Source organism: Methylomarinum sp. Ch1-1 (genome assembly GCF_030717995.2).
In the GTDB taxonomy this organism is placed as follows: domain Bacteria; phylum Pseudomonadota; class Gammaproteobacteria; order Methylococcales; family Methylomonadaceae; genus Methylomarinum; species Methylomarinum roseum.
The window spans coordinates 84,848-104,437 of sequence record NZ_CP157744.1 but is presented as its reverse complement, the minus strand read 5'-3'; the positions used below and the strand labels follow the sequence as shown (position 1 = coordinate 104,437).

Sequence of the window (19,590 nt, the reverse complement as noted above, 5' to 3'; positions counted from 1 at the left end):
ATTAATAAATGAGAAAAGTAATGGTATTTGAAAATTTTTTAAGAGATAACGGCGTTTCCGAAGAAGACCTTGGCGAGCTTATTAAAGAACGGCATGACGTTGAAATCGAAAATACGGGTTGCAACCCTGATATGGAGGGAATGATTAAATATTTGCTGGATAAGCGCAGCTATCTTTTTGTCGACTTTTCAGCCAAAGACAACAAACGGGAAATTGCCGAACATTTCGGATTGGAATACGAGGAATGGCGCGAACTAATGAAGGAAGACCGTACATTGTCCGAGCATGTGGCACGCTATGAAACGGATGAGGCCCGTTATGAAGATTACATTGCTTTGGCGCATGATGCTTTTATAAATGGCACTTTTTCAGATGCAATTTCCTATCTCGAACAGGCCGGCGCAGAAGAGTCGTCAGAACGTGCTTTTCATGATTTAAGCAAACGCCTCAGTGAAGAAGACCAAGAGCGCCTGGTTAATATCATAGATTCTCGTTCGCCTTCTATGCGTTAATTATTTATCAATCGATCAATTTTGTATTTGGGAGGGTGGACCCATGAAAGAAGATACTGAAAAATATTTCCAATGGGTTGCTAAAAATGTGCTTCCTACAGTTGGTGTGACACAAGAAGATGTCGCGAAAGAAGAGGGTGCTATTAGAAATGCTGTCACTGAGGCTTTGATTGGTGGTGATTCGTGGGTTTCTATCAATGAAGATGTTGACGCGCTTTTCTTTCAAGCTGAAGGCAATCTTGAAGTCTGTATTTATCCGGTTGCAGAAGACAATGAAGAGATCGAGCCATTGGTTGAGCCAAGTCGAATTCCTCTTGGCACATTTGTGCTAGACAAAGCGCTGGACGAAGGCGAGGACGAAGGTCTATCAATCGGAATGATGTAGTGGGGTAAGCAATTTGACTTCCTCCCGCCCCACCTAAAGGAAGGGGATTCCTAATTCATCGAGAATCGGGTGGCGATATCGGAATATCGCCATCACTTACATTCTCTCCAAAGGCTAACACCGCCAGCCCGGCGGCTAAAATGTTTTTCGCTGCATTCATAGCGATCGTGATTCGCACCGCATTGCGGGCCCTCCCAGGACCGGACGTTCAGCGGCATGGATTGGGCAACTAAACCGCAGCAATGACAGCGTTTGGTGGACGGAAAAACCGATCGATTTCAACATAGACTCTGCCAGCCCAAAATCAGCGATCTTTGCATGAAAAAGCCAAGGATTATGAGGAACAAATCCTTGTCAACGACTTGGAAACCTATGGCGAGGACGATTCCATTATAGCCATAGATCGCAACAATCTCGGCTTAGCTTGGTACATGCTCGGACAGTACGAAAAAGCCATCGGCTATCTGGAGAATTCTATGGTCAACATCCTAAAAACCTATGGTGAAGACCATCCTAACGTAATAACAGGTCTCGCTAACCTGGCTGAAGCCTGGAGGGAACTGGGACATCACAAAAAATCTATCGGTTATCTCGAGCAGGCCCTGGCCAGCGGTCTGAACATTTATGGCGAGGACCACCCCTATGTAGCAACACTGCGCAATAACCTGGGCATAGCGTTTTTCGAAAAGGGACAGTATAAGCAAGCCCATGAGTATTTAGAGCAGGCTTTGGCCAGCGACCTAAAATCCTATGGTGAAGACCATCCCGCCAGCGCAATACGTCGCAATAACCTGGGTGCATTTTGGTACACGCTTGGTCGGTACGATAAAGCCATCGGGTATTTCGAGCAGGCTCTAGCCAGCGACCTGAATACTTATGGTGAGGACCATCCCAGTGTAGCAAGAGAACACAACAACCTAGGTTTAGCTTGGTACAAGCTTGGACAGTACAAAAAAGCCATCGAAAATCTCGATAAAGCTCTGGTCAGCAACCTGAAAACCTATGGTGAGGACCATTCCGAAGTGGCAAAAGTGCGTAATAACCAGGGTCTGGCCTGGAATAAGTTGGGCCAATATGATAAAGCCATCGGGTGTTTCGAGCAGGCCCTGGCCAGCGGTCTGAACATTTATGGCGAGGACCACCCCCATGTGGCAACACTGCGCAATAACCTGGGCATAGCGTTTTTCGAAAATGGACAGTATAAGCAAGCCCGCGAGTATTTCGAGAAGGCTCTGGCCGGCAACCTGAAAATCTATGGCGAAGACCATCCAAAAGTAGCATTAAATCGTAATAATCTGGCTAATCTCTGGTTGGAGCTGGGCCGATACGGAGTAGCCATCGACTATCTAGAAAAAGTCCTGGCCGCCAACCTGAAAGCCTATGGCGAAGAACATCCCAGTGTAGCATTAGCGCGCAATAACCTGGGCGGAGCGTTGTACAAGAAGGGATTGCATGAGCAAGCCCGCGAGTATTTCGAGAAGGCTCTGGCCGGCAACCTGAAAACTTATCAAGAAGACCACACCGACGTCACGATAATTCGTAATAACCTGGCTGAAGCCTGGAAAGAGCTGAGGTTGCATGAAAAGCCATAGCCTATCTCAAGCGGATTTCGGGGTGCCGGTCGGCACCTGACTCCATTTAATAGCCAAGGCTCCCAGCTTGGGTAGCTTCAGAAACTTCCCGGCCCGATAGTTGGACGCCTCAATGCGTTGGTCCAGCTGGTAGCTCACAGCTTGCCGGTGCTGTTTTTTCTTGAAGCGTGGATAATCGGCTTTACCTTGAAAAAGTCTTTAAAGGCTTTGTCCAGATCAATCAACTTTTGTGTCAAATAAGCCGCTGTGGCGTTTTTCAAAAAGTTGAACCGAGAGGTCTGTTTGAGATGCGTCGCTTTCCTAAGCCGACATAATTTATGCTTTCGCCTCGGCGTCGGTAAGCTTTTCCTCTCAGCTCCAGGCAATGATTCCACACAAAGCGCGCATGGTCAAACTCACGATTCAACAGCTTGATTTGATCGCAGGTCGGGCAGAATCGGAATCGGCCTATTTGAAATATTTCAACCAGAACACGCAGTGTCCCCGGTGGGTCGATAAGCATCCGTGCTTATCTTCAACGACGGATAAACTCGCTGACCAATTGAGCTTTAGTGATACCTCCCAGTCTCTTGGCTGCTCGCTTTGAGCTACTACATTTAGTTCATCTTTGCTGAAAAATTCGACTCCAAATCGTCTTCAACATGCCCAAACTCAGAAGCTTTTTTTCTTCGAAAACCCTGTAACTTTTGAGACATATTTTCGAACGAAATATCATTGTTGGCTACATTTTTTGGAAACTTAAGGGATCGCCTTAAGCTTTGTTTTAACGGGTCAGCGTCACCTACAGAGGCCATTACAAGCATATCTCGAAAACGCAATCCGTCCTCTTCATTATTCAAGTTCCCAGATAGACTTTTACCATGGAATTTGGCGACCGCCCGCAGAAAAATCGTCACCGTTCTAGTGTTTCCTTCTCGAAAAGGGTGGGCTACCCAGAGATCAGTAGCAAATCGAGCCAACTTGTCGATGTATTCCTCTTTATTTGCTGTTTTAAAGGATGAGTCGCCTAATTGGCTCAATGATTCTTTGATCGCGTCCTCCATTAATTTTTCTCCTTCAAAAAACGAATAAGGAGGAGGGTAGTCAACGCTTTTTCGGTTTAGCAATGGTTCTGCTTTGGCGACGTCGCAATGACGATAATCGCCGGCCCATTCATAGAGATCGACAAACAAATGCTTGTGAATGCCTCTCAGTAATTTTTCATCAAGATTATCTGAGAAGACATTAAAGTCAGGGTCGCCCGCTAATAACTCGCGAACTCGATCGGCGGTGATATCGCTTTCAATCTGATCGAGAACCGCTTTATCTTGAATACCAAATCGATTGATCAGTGTTTGCGTGCCAGAATAAAGATAATCGTCAATCATATAATTTTTACTTATGCGGTAATTTATATACGATAACATGTTGACACATTTTATAGAATTGATCCACAATAAAATAGATTGAAGTAATTTTTAAACTTACCTGTTCCTTTAGGTGGGGGGAGGAAGTCAAATTTTACGAATAAGATTCGTACCCTAAAAAGAGAATGTTGTATGTCTGAAACTAAAAAATCATTTGTTGACGAAGCGATTAATATTGTCAGAGGCGCCGGAGAAGATGTGTCTGAGTATGCTCGACAATTGATGAAAAAAAGAGAGTCAGGAGAGATCTCCCGAGAAGAATATGCGCGGTTAGTGATTGGTCATGCTAAAAACTCTAAAGTGGATATCGATAAGTAGGTTTCATTACGAACTTGATCGATCAGTATTCGAATGAAACTGGTACCATCACAACGTTCAAACCGTTTTTAGCTGGTAGACCAATCAGTTTAGTCTTCTACTTTTGGATGCTGTGCGATCCAGTTAGCAAAAAAATTATCAATATATGTTGTATTATATGTTTTTATTATTTTTTTAAGATTCAAAAAGTTAAAAGACTAATGAATTGATAGCAGCGCACATGCAGACCGAACTCAGACGGCAATAATATCACCTTATCCAAATATACTTAATTAAAATAACATATGAAATATTTTAACCATTTATTTAAAATACTTTTAACCTTATTTCTGGTCTTGCATGGGCAAAAATATGCAATATCAAGTGATTCAGCTTCTGTAGCTCCATTAGGGGTTTCTAAAAATAATTTAAATGTAGGAGTGACCATATCGTCTGGCAGTTATTATATTAATAACTTAATTCCAGGAAGGAGATATCTTGTTAGTGTTTATGGCCTGACGGCAAATAGAGGCAAGAGCGGCGCAACTTTAAGGCCCGTTCAAATCAAAGATTCCTGGGGAAGAGTTATAGGGGCAACAGGATCGGCCTACATAAATTGGCATGACGGAAATGCGCCTCAGTCTGCAAATTTAATTATTAGAGCTCCGTCAAACGGAGTTGTTTATGGATATACAGATATAGGTCGCGCTTATAATATGACCGCTATTTTGGCCGATTAAAAAATCCGAGATAGAACTATCTTTTGTTAATCGTCGAAAATCAAGATTATCAAAGTAAGCGCAGCATTCAAGCGTTATTGTTGTCGTTTAAGTGTCGCCTGAGCTAGATAGCTTTTCGAAAGCATCGTGCTGCAAGTCCTTGTCGGCATGCACATACTGGGAGGTTACTGCAATATGACTATGGCCTAAATTGTCTCGAATTACAGGCAAAGGGATATCCATATCAACCGCATGCGTTCCATGCGTATGACGCAGCCAATGAGTACTGGCTTGTACAATTTTTTTGGCAGCTTCCGGATCGACATCAATGAGTTCGGCAGCCGCTAGATCGAAACATTCTTTAAGGATTTTATGGATGGCTAAAGGCTTAATGCAATTGGCGCCATGTTTGTTGCCGCGCAAAGAGGGGATAATCGGGGCCTCATCTCCGACTTGTCCAAAACTTAAGCCAGTGATCAACAAATAACTTTCACCCAGAAGTTGATAAGTCGTCTTTGGCAAGGGAACTTCACGAATAATACCGCCTTTGCCAACGACCGAAAGCCAGAATTGAACTTTATTCTTTCGCTCTTTTTTGACAATATCGCCGAGTTTAGCTTTCGCGATTTCGTGAATTCGGAGGCCGGTCGCGTACAGAAACAAAACGATGAGCTGCGTCCGACACCATTTTTTTTGGTCTTCCTTGTTTTTATATTTCTCCGTTTTGCGTGTCAGGAAGCTCTTGATAAATTCCCATTCTGAATGTGATAAAGATCGGTTAACATCGATAGATCCGCTTTTACGACCATCCTTGACTTTTGCCTGAGCAGAGCAGGGGTTATGCGATAGATAATGTTGATCTGTTAGAAACCCAAAAAGGTTTCGAATAATGGTGTCGGTGTGTTTTACGCTTCGCGTCGACAAGGGGCCGGTGAACGGTTTCCAGTCGATTGCACTTTTTGGTCTTTTGGGGCCTATCCAGAAACTCTCTGGCTGAGGATCAAGCAAAAATTCACGATATTCATTCAAATCAACCGTGTTAAGTGATGATAGCGCTTTTCCTTTTTTGGCAAGCGACCATAATAACAAACGCTCCGCTTCACGTTTGTAAGCGCGATAGGTGTGTGGCGACTGCTCTTTGTTTACTCTGGAAAGCCAGCAGTAAATCGCATCCAGATCATGATTGACCGGTATCTTCGGCGTCATTTGAGACCGGTTATCCCCAGTCTCCCCATTTAGAGCGTGGGGAAGGGCGATCGATTCTAACGAGCAAAGCTTAATGATGTTGCCTTGTGCATTCATGAGCTATATTTTGGCTGACAAGGCAGCATTCTACAAGATTAAACTGGTTCTTTGACCATCATTCTGCCGGCAATGTATTCCTCGGCCGCCAACAACACGGGCGCCCAATCCAAATAGCGCTCTCGAGTTCTTGGGTCCTGGAAAAATTGCTTGTAGTCGCCCGGGCGATACGCACTAATATTGAATAGCTCTGATGCAGGGACAGTGATCGTGACCCGAATAGTATCGTCTTCACAGTAGTTGACTTCCTCCCCCACCTAAAGGAAGGGGATTCCTAATTCATCGAGAATCGGATGGTGATATCGGAATATCGCCATCACTTACATTCTCTCCAAAGGCTAACACCGCCAGCCCGGCGGCTAAAACGTTTTTCGCTGCATTCAGGTCGCGATCGTGATTCGTCCCGCATTGCGGGCACTCCCAGGACCGGACGTTCAGCGGCATGGATTGGGTAACTAAACCGCAGCAATGACAGCGTTTGGTGGACGGAAAAAACCGATCAATTTCAACATAGACTCTGCCAGCCCAATTCGCTTTATATTCGATCTGGCGCGTCAGTTCGCCCCAGCTGGCGTCGGCAATCGATTTGGCGAGCGTAGGATGTTTGATCAGGTTTTTTACTGCAAGGTTTTCCGCGCAAACCACTTGGTTCTCGTTAATGAGTTTGCGTGACAGCTTGTGCAAATGATCCTGTCTACAATCGGCGATCTTTGCATGAAGGCGGGCGACCTTGCGCTTTGCTTTTGCCCGGTTTCGGCCGCCTAACGTCTTTTTCGCTAAGCGACGCTGAAGGATTGCCAGTTTCACTTCGTATTTCGCGGTATGGCGAGGATTCCCGGATCGAAATTCGTCCGAGGACACAAACAGGTCTTTAATGCCGACATCGATGCCAACTTTCTTATCGGTTACCGGCAGTAACAACGGTTCGAATTCACACAGGCAGGAAACGAAATAGCGGCCAGCCCGATCCTTGGACACGGTAATGGTTGATGGCGCGCAAGGCAGCTTCCGACTCCAGCGGATGTCCAACGGGCTCTTGCATTTGGCCAAAGTCAGCTGGCCGTTCTTGTAAGTAAATGCTCGATAAGTAAATTCTGCAGATTGCTTGTGTTTTCTCGATTTAAACACCGGGTATTTTGCTCGGCCTTCGAAAAAATTCGTAAACGCCCTTTGCTGGTGTCGAAGACATTGTTGCAACGGTACGCTGGAGACTTCTTTGAGAAACGACAGGTCCGGCGTCACTTTCAGTTCGGTTAATTTTGCACTGGCGCCAGAATAATTGATTTTAACCTGGTTTTGCTGGTAAACATCCATTCGGTACCGAAGGATGGCATTATAGACAAAGCGCACGCAACCAAACGTTTTAGTCAACAAAACTTCTTGTTCAGCATCAGGGTAAAATCGATATTTATACGCGCGTTTCACTGTCATATTATGAGTTTAATAGAAAATAATAAAACTGTTAATAGCAACCCCCCTACAACATCATTATGTTTTTTGGTGAGACAATTCAATCTTGCGCTATCCCTCCCGGCCCTAAAGAACCGGGTTTCTCGCTCGATTTTGATGAACTTTCTGACTAGGCGTTCTCTATACCAGGAAAAGATGGCATTTCGTGCGCGAGACTGCCATTTGAAAGGCTTTGCCAATAGTCCTGGGCCCGGATTGCCATACGGCTCATATAATTCAGGGCGCCAGTCGGAATGAATGCGTCGATCTCGATCCATTCTCCTCGATTCTTTTTCTGCCTCTTTTTTCATCCAGAAAAGATGCTGGCCAATTAATACTGAGCCCTCATTAATTGTCTCATTGCACTTTGCTTTATACGCCTCAAAGTCTGGAGTTTCACCATGGTGCAATACATCTGAGGCGTCGTAAACTAATTCAACCATCTGCATGAAGCTTTCATGCACCCACGTTTGCACGGGCAGGTGAGGGTGTAAGGCCGGCGATCGATCGAATAAACCCTGAATAATGAGCGCAATGCGATTGTATTTACGGACTTGATCGGCAAGGTCAGCCTGATAGTCATCAAAATAGAGATGCTCCGGGTTCAAAGGCACCCAGTTTTCCGGACAAAAGCTTGAGCCCGCCAATTTTCTATAAGGGCTCTGATATTCATGAACCCCAGGATTTTCGGCTTTCCATTGCTTTAATTTTTCTTCGTTCTGCCTATATTGTTTGACCAATTCATCGTATTCGTGAACCGACATAGTGTCTGCCTTGCTGTAATAATGATTTTTTTTCATCATCATGGCTTCGGTCAGGTTTAGCCGATTTTTATCCGGAAAAATCAGATCGTCAAAACTAAGATCACAATTAATTCGATAAGTTTGCTCCCCGTTACGGATATACAAAAATGTTAATTTATCAAGATTTTCAAGCTTAAAATTAATAAACTGAAGTTTCCCAATTTTTTGAGGGCAAGGAATATCAGATAATGCTAATATTCAGCTTAAACATTAGCCGGCTCTAATATTGATTGTTAGGCTATGCCGAATCTCATTAAAAACAATAGCTTATGGGTGAATGAGGTCGCCTTTTGTAGTATAATATTGGTTTCTAAATCATTGATTACACAAACAAAAGGGCCTCATTCATGTTCATTTTACGCGATCTTCTCCGCCCTCTCCAAGCCCATTTTTCCGAGACTGATCTGGGACGGGAGCGAGCTTCTTTGTTTGTCTACACGCTGCTCGCCGTGATTGTTCCGTTTACCTCATCGATGTCGTCTAATTTATGGCGGGCCTTGGAGACTTTGTTCGGGATCGAGATTAAGCAAAAGCGGTTCTATACCTTCATGGCTTCGTCGACACTGCCCTGGGAAAGGCTTTGGACGACGCTGTGGGGATTGATTCCGTCCCCCACGACCGATGGCCGCTTATTGATTGGCTTGGACGATTTTATCAACCTCAAAGTGGGTCAACACATTTTCGGCTGCGCGTCGATTTTCGATCATGCCGCCAAAGCGAATCAAAGCCGTTACCCCTGGGCGCAAAATGTGGTGTCGATCGGCTTACTGAAGCAGGTCAAAGGTCGTTGGGCCTGTTTGTTTTTGGGCTTTCGTTTTTTACTTACCCCGTCACATGATCGCCGAACAAAAGGAAACCGCCAAAATCAAAGGCCAAGTCGCGCCGTTTCAAAGCAAACTCACGCAAGCGGCGGAATTGCTAATCGCCGTCGCCGGTCACTTTGCTTCGACACCAATGCTGGCGGTCACCGACAGCTGGTTTGGGAATCAGGGGTTATGGAAGCCGGTGCGCCAAACGGTAGGCGAACGTTTTCACCTGTTATCCCGATTGCGCAGCAACCAGGTGCTCTATGCGCTCCCGACGCCCGGTCCGCCGATGCCAAGACACGCGGACGCCCCGTAAATACGGCCAGCGTCTGGGGACCGTGACCGACCGAGCGCACGCGCTCCGGCAGCAAACTGCTGCCTATCAGGTTAACCTGTATGGCAAAGTACGCGAAGTACTGGCGGTTGAGAAAACCGTCATGCTGAAGACCTTAAAATGCCCCATCAAGGTCGTGTGGGTGTTTCGTAAAACCCAGTGGGTCGCCTTGTTTACGACCGATCTCGACTTGTCGGTCACCCAGGTCATCGAATATTATGGCGCTCGCTGGAAGATCGAGTCCGGCTTTAAAGAACTCAAGCAAGACATTGGCAGTCAAAAATGCCAGAGCCGGAATGCCCAGGCCGTGATAAACCACCTGCATTTCTGTATGATGGCCACCACGGTCACCTGGATGTACGCCGATCGCATCAAAGCGGATCCGCAACGTCGGCACAAGGTCAAGGGGCGGACGAGTTTCGCCTTTTCCGATGTCCGGCGCCTCATCGCCGAAGCCTCACTGAGTGAAGATTTTGATAGGCTTTGCCATAAACCCACCAATCCCATGAAAAATTCGCTGGTCGCGGTGTTGTTACGCATGGTGGCTTGAGGCGTTTTTAGGAAACTTCAGTTAATAAATTCATTCATGAAAACGCCTTTACTATCGCGTTCTTTCCGGTGCCTACGGACCTGCATTGCAACAATGGTCCGAGGGAAGGGCAGGATGCGGTTGCGATTTTCGGGCTGGCACAACCATTGATCAAACATATCGATATCATTAAATTGCATGCCGCCAAGTGAATAATTGAGTAAGCATTCCTCATCCATATACAGCTTTCGTTGCATAACATGCAGTTTATCGCTCAGGGCGGCCCCGGGACCATCCATGCATTGAACCACTGTTTCGGTTAATCCTGCATAGAGACTAACGTTGAATATGCGATGATCAATATCAGTTAAAGCGTGATCGAAGCTTTTTCTCATGGCCTTCAAAGGCAAAGTTTCAGCCGACATCCACTTGGCTAAGTTTTTATTTTCCGCTTCGATTTTCTCAAATAAATTAGGCAAACTTTCTCGCTTTGCTTTAATTAAGTCTTGCTTGTAGGCATTAATATCCTGCGTCGATGATAATACAGCTAAGGCCTGTTGATTATTCTGATCGTAGTTTTGGGTGAAACCGATTTTATTGTGGTTATCCACACCAAGACGCGCAGTGATGGCTTGAATTTCTTTTAGGTAAGAAGCAATCTTTTCTTGGGATTCATCAATGTTTTTTCGAATAACCGCGGCCGCATCTGCTTCAAAACGCAGCATCTTATGGATTTTATCAAAATGTATGCGTTCGTAGCGATTGGAAAATCCATTACTTGGTTCTTCAACTAAAACATAGTTTGACCCGATATGCATAATGCATCCTAGCCATTCATCGTCTTTGTTATATCGTTTGTCGTTGTTCAGGCACCAACACCATTGCCCAACCTTGATCTGCTTGGTTTCAGTTTCTATCGAGCTTTCATGCGAGTGCTTTAACACATCTTTCATCTGGGATCACTCCGACTTTAGTTGGTCTGCATTGCTAATTGATTCAGGCCAGGTATGTGTGTTTTTAAAGGCTAACACGGGGTTAAATTTAGTAAAGATAATTACACTTATCTTTACTAAATAGTTTTTATATGTGCTATATTATGTTGGTTAAAATAATATTTTCTATTGTTAAAACGGATCTCTCACATGCTTCAATCACATTTTAACACTGTGACTATCCGGAGAGTTTTTGTCGCCCGGATAACAAAGCACAGTCATTTTTGTTGATCATAGAACTTTAATGCCGTCATCGTTAAAAGGTTTTTCGTGAAAGCTAATCTCTCTAAACTCACAACAATCAGCATGACAGCAGTTGTGGGTACCGAGACCTTTGTTTATCACAATTAGATTGTCTGGGCTCCATGACAAACTATAGACTCTCTGAAATCGCCATACAGGCCTATCACAGTATCGACACTTATTTCGATACAGATAAGCAGCAATAGTCAGTGTTACAAACAAACCAAATACCACATAAACAGTTACAACAAATAGTGTCATGACAATCATTTAAGTGTAAATAAAATATATGGTATCATATAATTAAAATACTATTAAGGAACACCAATAATATGCTTTCTGGACCCATTTCAAATTATTCCTTTGGAATCGCGTGCAATCTCCATGAATACGGTAAAACTGAGGATGGCGAGACTTACATAGGCGAAATGTATTTGTTAATTATTACCGATTCTTCGGGCAATAGATTTGCCTACCATGAGGTTTTTCATGGTTGCTCCCCTACTTCTGTTGATGATCCTGGCGCCCCTTCAATTTGGTTCGAGGATGTCAGAGAGGAAGCCCGAAGAGCTGCGCAGACCACTTTGAATGACTTTAAAAATGGGGGGCGAGAAATTACTCCTGAAGAGTGGACGCCTGTTTCTCCCGAATATGGGTCCCAGGCCTACTCGGATCATGGCGGCGAACAAGACTTGATTGATTTTGAGCGCAACAGTTCGCTCAGATAGACTGGTCTCTTTCTCTCGGAGAGCGAACATGACAACAGTAGCTTAATTGGCTTTTCGAGTAACCCTTTTTGGAAATAAATATGAATTCAATTCTTTGGCACGACTACGAGACTTTCGGCTCTAATACTCGCTTTGACCGCCCCTCTCAATTTGCCGCGATCCGGACTGACCTGGATCTCAATATTATTGGTGACCCTGTTAGCGTTTATTGCAAGCCGAATATTGACCGATTGCCTAGCATGGAGGCTTGTTTAATTACCGGGATATCTCCGCAACTTGCCAAAAAGGAAGGTCTGACGGAAGTTGAATTTTTCAGGGGTATTCATCATGAAATGATGGAGCCCGGTACAACATCGGTTGGTTATAATAACCTGGCTTTCGATGATGAATTGAGCCGGCACGGCTTTTATCGTAATTTCTTCGATCCCTATGAGCGCGAATGGCGAAATGGCAATTCACGCTGGGATTTCATTAATGTAACCCGGGCATTCGCAGCGATGAGACCCGAAGGCATCAATTGGCCGGTAGATGAGGAAGGCCGGGTCACTGTTAAACTTGATCGGTTGGCGCCAGCCAATGGCATTCAGCATTTGGATGCTCATGACGCATTAGCTGACGTTCGCGCCTTGATCGAGCTAGCAAGGCTTTTTAAGAACACCAATCCTAAGCTATATGAATATGTCTGGTCGCTACGTAATAAATCAGCTGTGCAGAACCGACTCAAATTAAACCAAGTCGTTCTTCATATCTCACCTTATTATGGCAAGGAAAATTATAATGCCGCTTTAATAATGCCAGTGGCGCGTCATCCAACCAATAAAAACGCAGTCATAGCGATCAATATGAGTGAAGACGTTTCGGCGCTACAAGGGTTAGATTCTGAGTCAATAAGTCAGCGAGTTTTTAATAAAAAAGGCGACGGACGCTTGCCTGTTATGCTTATTCAAACCAATAAGTGCCCTGCTCTATTTTCCGCGCCAGCATTAAGGGGAGAAGATATTGACCGGCTTAATTTAAGGTCAGAGCTTGCTCAACTCAAAGCCCAACAAGCGATTGTGCAAAGCCTGGATTTGGCAGTGTTGCGTGACGCCTTCCTTTCTGATCCAACAGAGGTCGGCGATGTTGATGGGATGCTTTATGGCGGCAACTTTTTTGACAATGAAGACCGGTGCACCATGAACAATTTACGTGATCTGTCGGGGGCAGACATTGCCAAGGAATCCCCTGTCTTTAATGATCCTAGGTTAGATGAGTTGTGGTTCCGGTTTAAAGCCAGAAACCATCCAGAGAGCCTAACCGATCAGGAACAAAACCGTTGGCGCGAGCATTGTCGAAATCGGGCGATAAAACCACTGAATGATGACCTGTCGATTCATCAGTTGATTGACAAGATCGATGAGCACTTGGTGTCGGCATCCGGTAAAGATCATGACGTTTTATCTAGGTTGCGCGAATATTTATTTGAAACAGCCGGCCAATTAGATATCGATGTTGCAAAACAATCGGTGTCGCAAGCAGTCAGCTAGCCCGGTTCCACTAAATTTTAGGGGTATCCGTAATTTACGGTAGAAACACTGTTTTTTGACCTGAAGTTTTTCAGTGCATGAAACGCAATTTGAGGTTGAAAATGAACACTACAGATTGTGAAGGGAAATTAGCTAAACCAAATACAAAATACGGATATATAGAGTCACCAAAGGAAATTATCGCGTACTTAAAAGCTGGTTGTGAAATTAAGCAAATAGGGTTCAACAAAACGCATATTGAAGGTCCGACACCGGCATATTGGCTAAAGCCGCCTGGTGTTCTTACCTGGGAGGTGCGTTTGCATGAAGTTCATGTAAGGGCGCTAGAAACACTTGAGTTAATCACAGTTGATAGTGGCGATGGAAAATGCTGGTTTTCGAGAGCTGACTTTTCAGTTCCAAGTCTTAAATCAGCGCAAGATTCTGCATCGTAATGAAGAGATATGAACTCTTCAATTTCCAGTATGCATTGAAGATAAGCACGGATTCTTATTGATCCGCCGGCGACGTTTTTGAGCCTAACCTCTAGTTTTTGTTTGTATAACAAATTGTGTTGTAACATATTTATAAATAATATTTTGGAGACCTATTAATGAGCTCAAAAGATACCCGGTCTATTCTCGAGTTATTGCCTGATGTTATTAAGGCTTTAAAGGAACTGCCTAATACAGCCTTACAAGACAATCGTTATAAAAATACTTTAGAGCTTCTTTCTGCGCTGGAAAATGCTTCAATTCCCAAACAAGTCGCAATAACCCTAGAAGGTGGGCTGGTGACCGCGGTGGTTTCACATGACGATCATCCTATCGATGTTTATGTGGTGGACTACGACAGTGAAACGGCAGACGATAATGAACTCTATGAAATCCCACAAGGCGACGGCTCCATTTCTGAAGCCAGTATTCATTGCGAATCGGTTAGTCAAGCGGCTATAGATTTGGACATTACAATCCGCAATTTTCATGAAGACCTAACTTTGGACAAGCTCGAAAAGCTTGCGCCATAAATAGTGGATTCTCGAGGATATTAAATGACATTCAAGCAGCTATGGCCCCTTTCCCCTAAAGCAAAGGAACGAAGGAAGTGGAGCCAGGCAGAAATGATCCGTATCTTTGCCCTACCCGATCGCTGGTTAGCGCAAGAAATATTGCGCCTCTGCCGGCAAGCGAGGACCGATCAGCCGGAGCGCTTTGATTTACGCATTATGAATTACGATATCGCCTTGGTTACCAATGTGGCGCCCGAGGTTGCTAAGAGGCTAGGCGCGAATAAGTTTACGCAAAATGAGCGTTTAGATGTCGATGTTATTCGTTTGTCTAATCAGAGATTGCGTGATTATGTCGGGAATTGCTTGAGCAATTGCTCGCTTAGAACGAGTGAGGATAATAAAACGCGGCCTAGTGCCTGGGCGTTATTAACCCGGGAAGTTTATTTTGGCAATCCGGTTATGATCGGCATGGACCGTCTTGCTTCTCCTGAGGCATCGATATCAACTTACGATATTGCTGCTCGTCGCATGCTGGAAATCAGTAGTGTGCGAGGTCTTGATCCCACATGGCGCTGGACACCAGAATTTGAAATAGCAAGCCAGCATAACAGGTCTAAATCCATTGAAATTACCAATGATGACGGCAAGGACGACGAAACAAGCTTCTGTTTAAGGTAATAAGTTATGACCGAAGAAAATGATTGGAAAGTTCGTACTCAATTTAAAATTCCGTCGACTAATTTTGAAGCGTTTAAACGGCGTATGGCGGCCATTCAAAAAAAGGCTAAGCGTTTGAATTGTCCTAATATTGAATGGAAAGATAACGGGACGACAACAGTCAAAGTTAATAGGCCTCCAGACTGGTAGTTTTGCGTATTCAAAAAAAATAAGCGTGGAAGTGCATCTCGTAACAGTAACAGGCGAAGCGCCCCGCATTGAAGGCTGGGGATTTATCGCCATCCTGGAACGTATTGAAGGCATTGGCCGGCCAATCATTCATGCTCATGACAGGAAAGAGATTTCAGAAAAATTTAAAAGTGAGGATTGCCCAGATGAGTGCGAACATTGCAATACTCAACGTAACAGAAAAAAAACATTCTTAATTGAAAATTTGGAGGATGGCCGAATTCTGCAGATTGGCTCATCCTGTCTTGCTGATTTTTTTCCAAATAGCAGTCCAGCATCGATCGCAGCATATAGTGAATTACTCTATTTTGTTCGAGACGAGCTTGAAGATCTTGAAGAAATGCCAAGCAGCATGTCAGGCGATGATGAGTGTGCATTGATTCGCATTTCGACGGTGCTTGCGCTGGCCGCGGCAGAGATCCGCGAAAATGGCTACATGTCGGTGGTCCAGGCTGAGGAATACTACCCTCCCCTGCCGAGCACGTCACTGATCATAAAATCACAATTTAGTAGAAATCCACTTCGGAAAATCATCCCGATTGAACAGGATATTGAGAGGGCGGAAACGGTATTGGAATGGCTAAGGACATCAGATTATGTTCGATCAGGCAATACTACATTTATGCACAATCTCCTGAATTTTGCCGAATCGGGGCATGTAAATCATAAAAATATCGGGGTCGTGGCCGCCGGCATTATTATTTACGACCGCTATCTTGAAAAAGTAAATAGAGAAAAGCATGGCGGTAAATCTGAATTTATTGGAAAAGATGGTGAAAAACTATCGGATTACCCGGTCAAAATAATAGGAACACGAATTGTTCCAGGAGACGAGTACGGCGACAAAATACTGTATCAGTTCGAAGACCAGAAACACAATCAGCTGACTTGGTTTTGTTCCGGAAATCCTTTGTTAGTAGAAAAAGATGTCCTTATTCATCTTTCGGGCACTATTGATCGTCACACCGAGTACAAAGGCGTTAAACAAACTCAGTTAAAGAGATGCTCGGTACTCGAAGCCAAGTTGGTCGATAGCATAGAAAAAGATAACAGCAAAGCAGTAAAAAGATTGCTGAAGCGATCCCCGAACCTGGAATCAACTCACCTTGTTCCATACGCCCCCCCGATAACACCACTCGATACTGCTTACGTAAGGAAAAACCAAGAAATTGCAGACATGTTAATTGCTGCTGGCGCGAATCCAGAAAACTGCAAAATGCGACCGGGGCCAGCCGATGATGAACCGGAGGATTCGCTTGAAATGGCTATTTAGCGAGAAGGCATATGAATTCAGAGAAATTGAAGGCTTGAAGGGTGGGCTAAACTTATCATGCGAACAACCCAACAAATTAAGCTGTATCCGAATGGTTCCTCGGCCAGTTACCCCGGAATGCGATTCCTACAAGCAGTGGAACAATTAGCGTCGACATCGGAGCCTCTATGGGGAGAAATTAAGCTAGACCATTGTCAGCTTTGTCCTCAAAATTTTGGTGTACTAACCGATGAAGTTATCGACCAGCTTAGAACGACATTTCCAAACACCCGATTTCGACTGCATGCGAATGTCAGAATTCCAGGGCATAAGCGTTCAGGGCGAACTCTGGGCGATATCGAGGGTGACGCCCTACTCTATTATCAAGCCCTCTCACGCATTAACCATAGTTTGTGTGGCCAACCCTATACACTACATCCCGGTCGAAAAGATTCATTATTACAATTGCTCGAGAACAGTAACCGATTAACAGATCTGTTTGGTGTTCCGGTCGGTATTGAAGGAATGTATCCCGGGTATGCGATAGGTGCATGGGCGGATTATCTGTGGTTGCTGAATAGCGGCGCTTATTATGCCCTGGACTTGTCGCACTTAAACATTGTTGTGCACAGGGAGAAAAAACAAGAATTGAGCTTGTTGTCCGAACTCATTCACTCAGACAAGTGCCTGGAAATTCATGTCTCTGGCAATAATGGATTGAAAGACCATCACGCCCTACTCGAAGAAACACCCTGGTGGTATGAAACACTTTGCTCGGCCTATCCAGATTCAAACGCTATTCTGTTCACAGAAGGCAATCAAATACACAAAAAATATTGAGATTATCCATGAGTGCAAAAAACGAAATCCTGAACCTGACAGAATTAAATATCGCATCGAAGAATGATGACACTTCGAAAGAAATTATTGAAGGGCGATTTTACAAACTTTTTGACGACAATGATTGCGAAGTTGAAGAGTTGCTTGTCACAATTGATGATGATCGTATCGAGGTTTATGCCAATATTTCCTGCGGCCCCAGACAAGGCCTAATTGAAGAGCTATCAATAAAACATAATGGACAAAACTATGTCGATTCTGATAGCGTCTCGAATGGCGCGGTTGTAACAAGACAAATCCTTCAAACTGAAAACAATTTAGCCGTCATTGAAGAGGATATTTCGGTTGGCGAATATTGCGATGATGAATGTGATGCCGCAATCGATATAACATTTATCCAATTTACCGATAAAAATCACAAGCAAGCTATTGCGGGCGCACACAATACTTTTCTAGAAAGGAAGGATAAGTATATTACGGAAAAGTTAAGTGAGCTAACTGATAAATTCAATGCATATAGCGAAGAAGGCAGAGAAGAAACTGTTAAAGAATCACTGAAAAAACTTTATGAAATGGTTGGTGCTGAAATTTATGAGGCTGCCGCTCGTGAAGCAAGCGACGATTTGGCTAGATCTATAAGCCCAGCATAAGAGAGTATTTTTGACTTCCTTCCCCACCTAAAGGAAGGGGATTCCTAATTCATCGAGAATCGGATGGTGATATCGGAATATCGCCATCACTTACATTCTCTCCAAAGGCTAACACCGCCAGCCCGGCGGCTAAAACGTTTTTCGCTGCATTCAGGTCGCGATCGTGATTCGTCCCGCATTGCGGGCACTCCCAGGACCGGACGTTCAGCGGCATGGATTGGGTAACTAAACCGCAGCAATGACAGCGTTTGGTGGACGGAAAAAACCGATCAATTTCAACATAGACTCTGCCAGCCCAATTCGCTTTATATTCGATCTGGCGCGTCAGTTCGCCCCAGCTGGCGTCGGCAATCGATTTGGCGAGCGTGGGATGTTTGATCAGGTTTTTTACTGCAAGGTTTTCCGCGCAAACCACTTGGTTCTCGTTAATGAGTTTGCGTGACAGCTTGTGCAAATGATCCTGTCTACAATCGGCGATCTTTGCATGAAGGCGGGCGACCTTGCGCTTTGCTTTTGCCCGGTTTCGGCCGCCTAACGTCTTTTTCGCTAAGCGACGCTGAAGGATTGCCAGTTTCACTTCGTATTTCGCGGTATGGCGAGGATTCCCGGATCGAAATTCGTCCGAGGACACAAACAGGTCTTTAATGCCGACATCGATGCCAACTTTCTTATCGGTTACCGGCAGTAACAACGGTTCGAATTCACACAGGCAGGAAACGAAATAGCGGCCAGCCCGATCCTTGGACACGGTAATGGTTGATGGCGCGCAAGGCAGCTTCCGACTCCAGCGGATGTCCAACGGGCTCTTGCATTTGGCCAAAGTCAGCTGGCCGTTCTTGTAAGTAAATGCTCGATAAGTAAATTCTGCAGATTGCTTGTGTTTTCTCGATTTAAACACCGGGTATTTTGCTCGGCCTTCGAAAAAATTCGTAAACGCCCTTTGCTGATGTCGAAGACATTGTTGCAACGGTACGCTGGAGACTTCTTTGAGAAACGACAGGTCCGGCGTCACTTTCAGTTCGGTTAATTTTGCACTGGCGCCAGAATAATTGATTTTAACCTGGTCTTGCTGGTAAACATCCATTCGGTACCGAAGGATGGCATTATAGACAAAGCGCACGCAACCAAACGTTTTAGTCAACAAAACTTCTTGTTCAGCATCAGGGTAAAATCGATATTTATACGCGCGTTTCACTGTCATATTATGAGTTTAATAGAAAATAATAAAACTGTTAATAGCAACCCCCTACAACATCATTATGTTTTTTGGTGAGACAATTCAATCTTGCGCTATCCCTCCCGGCCCTAAAGAACCGGGTTTCTCGCTCGAT

22 protein-coding genes and 2 pseudogenes are annotated in these 19,590 nt (G+C 44.6%); 15 read left to right on the top strand and 9 right to left on the bottom strand.

Annotated features, from left to right (window positions below):
• Nucleotides 1-8: 8 nt before the first annotated feature.
• Entirely contained in the window at nucleotides 9-512 is a 504-nt protein-coding gene (locus Q9L42_RS20675; protein ID WP_349432819.1) for a hypothetical protein, read from the top strand.
• Between the two features lie 43 nt (nucleotides 513-555).
• Nucleotides 556-897: a hypothetical protein gene (locus tag Q9L42_RS20670; RefSeq protein ID WP_349432818.1), complete on the top strand. Its 342-nt coding sequence runs from the start codon at nucleotides 556-558 to the stop codon at nucleotides 895-897.
• 55 nt (nucleotides 898-952) lie between these two features.
• Here Q9L42_RS20670 and Q9L42_RS20665 read toward each other — a convergent pair.
• A pseudogene (locus tag Q9L42_RS20665) lies at nucleotides 953-1,198 on the bottom strand (zinc ribbon domain-containing protein); the annotation flags it as partial.
• 13 nt (nucleotides 1,199-1,211) lie between these two features.
• Between Q9L42_RS20665 and Q9L42_RS20660 the strand changes: the two are divergent.
• Nucleotides 1,212-2,489: a tetratricopeptide repeat protein gene (locus Q9L42_RS20660; RefSeq protein WP_305910570.1), complete on the top strand. Its 1,278-nt coding sequence runs from the start codon at nucleotides 1,212-1,214 to the stop codon at nucleotides 2,487-2,489.
• Between the two features lie 134 nt (nucleotides 2,490-2,623).
• Here Q9L42_RS20660 and Q9L42_RS20655 read toward each other — a convergent pair whose 3' ends face one another.
• The 3 genes from Q9L42_RS20655 to Q9L42_RS20650 form a co-directional block, all read right to left on the bottom strand.
• Nucleotides 2,624-2,749: a hypothetical protein gene (locus Q9L42_RS20655; protein WP_305910569.1), complete on the bottom strand. Its 126-nt coding sequence runs from the start codon at nucleotides 2,747-2,749 to the stop codon at nucleotides 2,624-2,626.
• Nucleotides 2,746-2,991, bottom strand: a complete 246-nt coding sequence (locus Q9L42_RS21615) for a helix-turn-helix domain-containing protein (protein WP_432648909.1) — start codon at nucleotides 2,989-2,991, stop codon at nucleotides 2,746-2,748. The genes Q9L42_RS20655 and Q9L42_RS21615 overlap by 4 nt, the downstream gene beginning before the upstream one ends.
• A gap of 94 nt (nucleotides 2,992-3,085) precedes the next feature.
• Nucleotides 3,086-3,856: a Fic/DOC family protein gene (locus Q9L42_RS20650; RefSeq protein WP_349432817.1), complete on the bottom strand. Its 771-nt coding sequence runs from the start codon at nucleotides 3,854-3,856 to the stop codon at nucleotides 3,086-3,088.
• Between the two features lie 171 nt (nucleotides 3,857-4,027).
• Between Q9L42_RS20650 and Q9L42_RS20645 the strand changes: the two genes are divergently transcribed.
• Together Q9L42_RS20645 and Q9L42_RS20640 are read left to right on the top strand one after the other, a co-directional pair.
• Nucleotides 4,028-4,213 (top strand): hypothetical protein, encoded by a 186-nt coding sequence (locus Q9L42_RS20645; RefSeq protein ID WP_349432816.1) that lies wholly within the window; start codon nucleotides 4,028-4,030, stop codon nucleotides 4,211-4,213.
• Nucleotides 4,214-4,497: 284 nt separating this feature from the next.
• Nucleotides 4,498-4,932, top strand: coding sequence for a hypothetical protein (locus Q9L42_RS20640; protein ID WP_305910566.1), 435 nt, complete (start codon nucleotides 4,498-4,500; stop codon nucleotides 4,930-4,932).
• A gap of 87 nt (nucleotides 4,933-5,019) precedes the next feature.
• On the opposite strand, the gene Q9L42_RS20635 is transcribed toward Q9L42_RS20640, so the two are convergent.
• The 3 genes from Q9L42_RS20635 to Q9L42_RS20625 form a co-directional block, all read right to left on the bottom strand.
• Nucleotides 5,020-6,213: a tyrosine-type recombinase/integrase gene (locus Q9L42_RS20635; RefSeq protein WP_305910565.1), complete on the bottom strand. Its 1,194-nt coding sequence runs from the start codon at nucleotides 6,211-6,213 to the stop codon at nucleotides 5,020-5,022.
• 279 nt (nucleotides 6,214-6,492) lie between these two features.
• Nucleotides 6,493-7,638, bottom strand: coding sequence for an RNA-guided endonuclease InsQ/TnpB family protein (locus tag Q9L42_RS20630; protein ID WP_349432871.1), 1,146 nt, complete (start codon nucleotides 7,636-7,638; stop codon nucleotides 6,493-6,495).
• A gap of 2 nt (nucleotides 7,639-7,640) precedes the next feature.
• Nucleotides 7,641-8,570 carry a hypothetical protein gene (locus tag Q9L42_RS20625; RefSeq protein WP_349432815.1) on the bottom strand — a complete coding sequence of 310 codons (930 nt, stop codon included), beginning with the start codon at nucleotides 8,568-8,570 and terminating at the stop codon, nucleotides 7,641-7,643.
• 242 nt (nucleotides 8,571-8,812) lie between these two features.
• On the opposite strand from Q9L42_RS20625, the pseudogene Q9L42_RS21610 reads away from it, so the two are divergent.
• Nucleotides 8,813-10,155, top strand: a pseudogene (locus Q9L42_RS21610) (IS701 family transposase).
• A 17-nt stretch (nucleotides 10,156-10,172) separates the two neighbouring features.
• Here Q9L42_RS21610 and Q9L42_RS20610 read toward each other — a convergent pair.
• Nucleotides 10,173-11,087: a hypothetical protein gene (locus tag Q9L42_RS20610; protein WP_305910562.1), complete on the bottom strand. Its 915-nt coding sequence runs from the start codon at nucleotides 11,085-11,087 to the stop codon at nucleotides 10,173-10,175.
• A gap of 614 nt (nucleotides 11,088-11,701) precedes the next feature.
• On the opposite strand from Q9L42_RS20610, the gene Q9L42_RS20605 reads away from it, so the two are divergent.
• The 9 genes from Q9L42_RS20605 (at nucleotide 11,702) to Q9L42_RS20565 (ending at nucleotide 18,259) form a co-directional block, all read left to right on the top strand.
• On the top strand, nucleotides 11,702-12,097 hold the full coding sequence (locus tag Q9L42_RS20605; RefSeq protein WP_349432811.1) for a hypothetical protein: 396 nt from the start codon (nucleotides 11,702-11,704) through the stop codon (nucleotides 12,095-12,097).
• A gap of 80 nt (nucleotides 12,098-12,177) precedes the next feature.
• Complete coding sequence (gene sbcB / locus Q9L42_RS20600) at nucleotides 12,178-13,623, top strand: exodeoxyribonuclease I (protein ID WP_305910561.1); 1,446 nt, start codon at nucleotides 12,178-12,180, stop codon at nucleotides 13,621-13,623.
• Nucleotides 13,624-13,724: 101 nt separating this feature from the next.
• The gene (locus Q9L42_RS20595) at nucleotides 13,725-14,057 is read left to right on the top strand and encodes a hypothetical protein (RefSeq protein ID WP_305910560.1); all 333 of its coding nucleotides are present in this window, start codon (nucleotides 13,725-13,727) and stop codon (nucleotides 14,055-14,057) included.
• Between the two features lie 158 nt (nucleotides 14,058-14,215).
• Nucleotides 14,216-14,629 carry a hypothetical protein gene (locus tag Q9L42_RS20590; protein WP_305910559.1) on the top strand — a complete coding sequence of 138 codons (414 nt, stop codon included), beginning with the start codon at nucleotides 14,216-14,218 and terminating at the stop codon, nucleotides 14,627-14,629.
• A gap of 24 nt (nucleotides 14,630-14,653) precedes the next feature.
• Nucleotides 14,654-15,289 carry a hypothetical protein gene (locus Q9L42_RS20585; RefSeq protein WP_305910558.1) on the top strand — a complete coding sequence of 212 codons (636 nt, stop codon included), beginning with the start codon at nucleotides 14,654-14,656 and terminating at the stop codon, nucleotides 15,287-15,289.
• 6 nt (nucleotides 15,290-15,295) lie between these two features.
• A complete protein-coding gene (locus Q9L42_RS20580; RefSeq protein ID WP_305910557.1) occupies nucleotides 15,296-15,478 on the top strand; it encodes a hypothetical protein in 183 nt (60 codons plus the stop codon).
• Nucleotides 15,479-15,503: 25 nt separating this feature from the next.
• Nucleotides 15,504-16,790: a hypothetical protein gene (locus tag Q9L42_RS20575; protein ID WP_349432810.1), complete on the top strand. Its 1,287-nt coding sequence runs from the start codon at nucleotides 15,504-15,506 to the stop codon at nucleotides 16,788-16,790.
• A gap of 57 nt (nucleotides 16,791-16,847) precedes the next feature.
• Nucleotides 16,848-17,609, top strand: coding sequence for a hypothetical protein (locus tag Q9L42_RS20570; protein WP_349432809.1), 762 nt, complete (start codon nucleotides 16,848-16,850; stop codon nucleotides 17,607-17,609).
• Nucleotides 17,610-17,617: 8 nt separating this feature from the next.
• On the top strand, nucleotides 17,618-18,259 hold the full coding sequence (locus Q9L42_RS20565; protein WP_305910553.1) for a hypothetical protein: 642 nt from the start codon (nucleotides 17,618-17,620) through the stop codon (nucleotides 18,257-18,259).
• A 49-nt stretch (nucleotides 18,260-18,308) separates the two neighbouring features.
• On the opposite strand, the gene Q9L42_RS20560 is transcribed toward Q9L42_RS20565, so the two are convergent.
• Nucleotides 18,309-19,454, bottom strand: a complete 1,146-nt coding sequence (locus tag Q9L42_RS20560; RefSeq protein WP_349432870.1) for an RNA-guided endonuclease InsQ/TnpB family protein — start codon at nucleotides 19,452-19,454, stop codon at nucleotides 18,309-18,311.
• Nucleotides 19,455-19,590 lie beyond the last annotated feature (136 nt).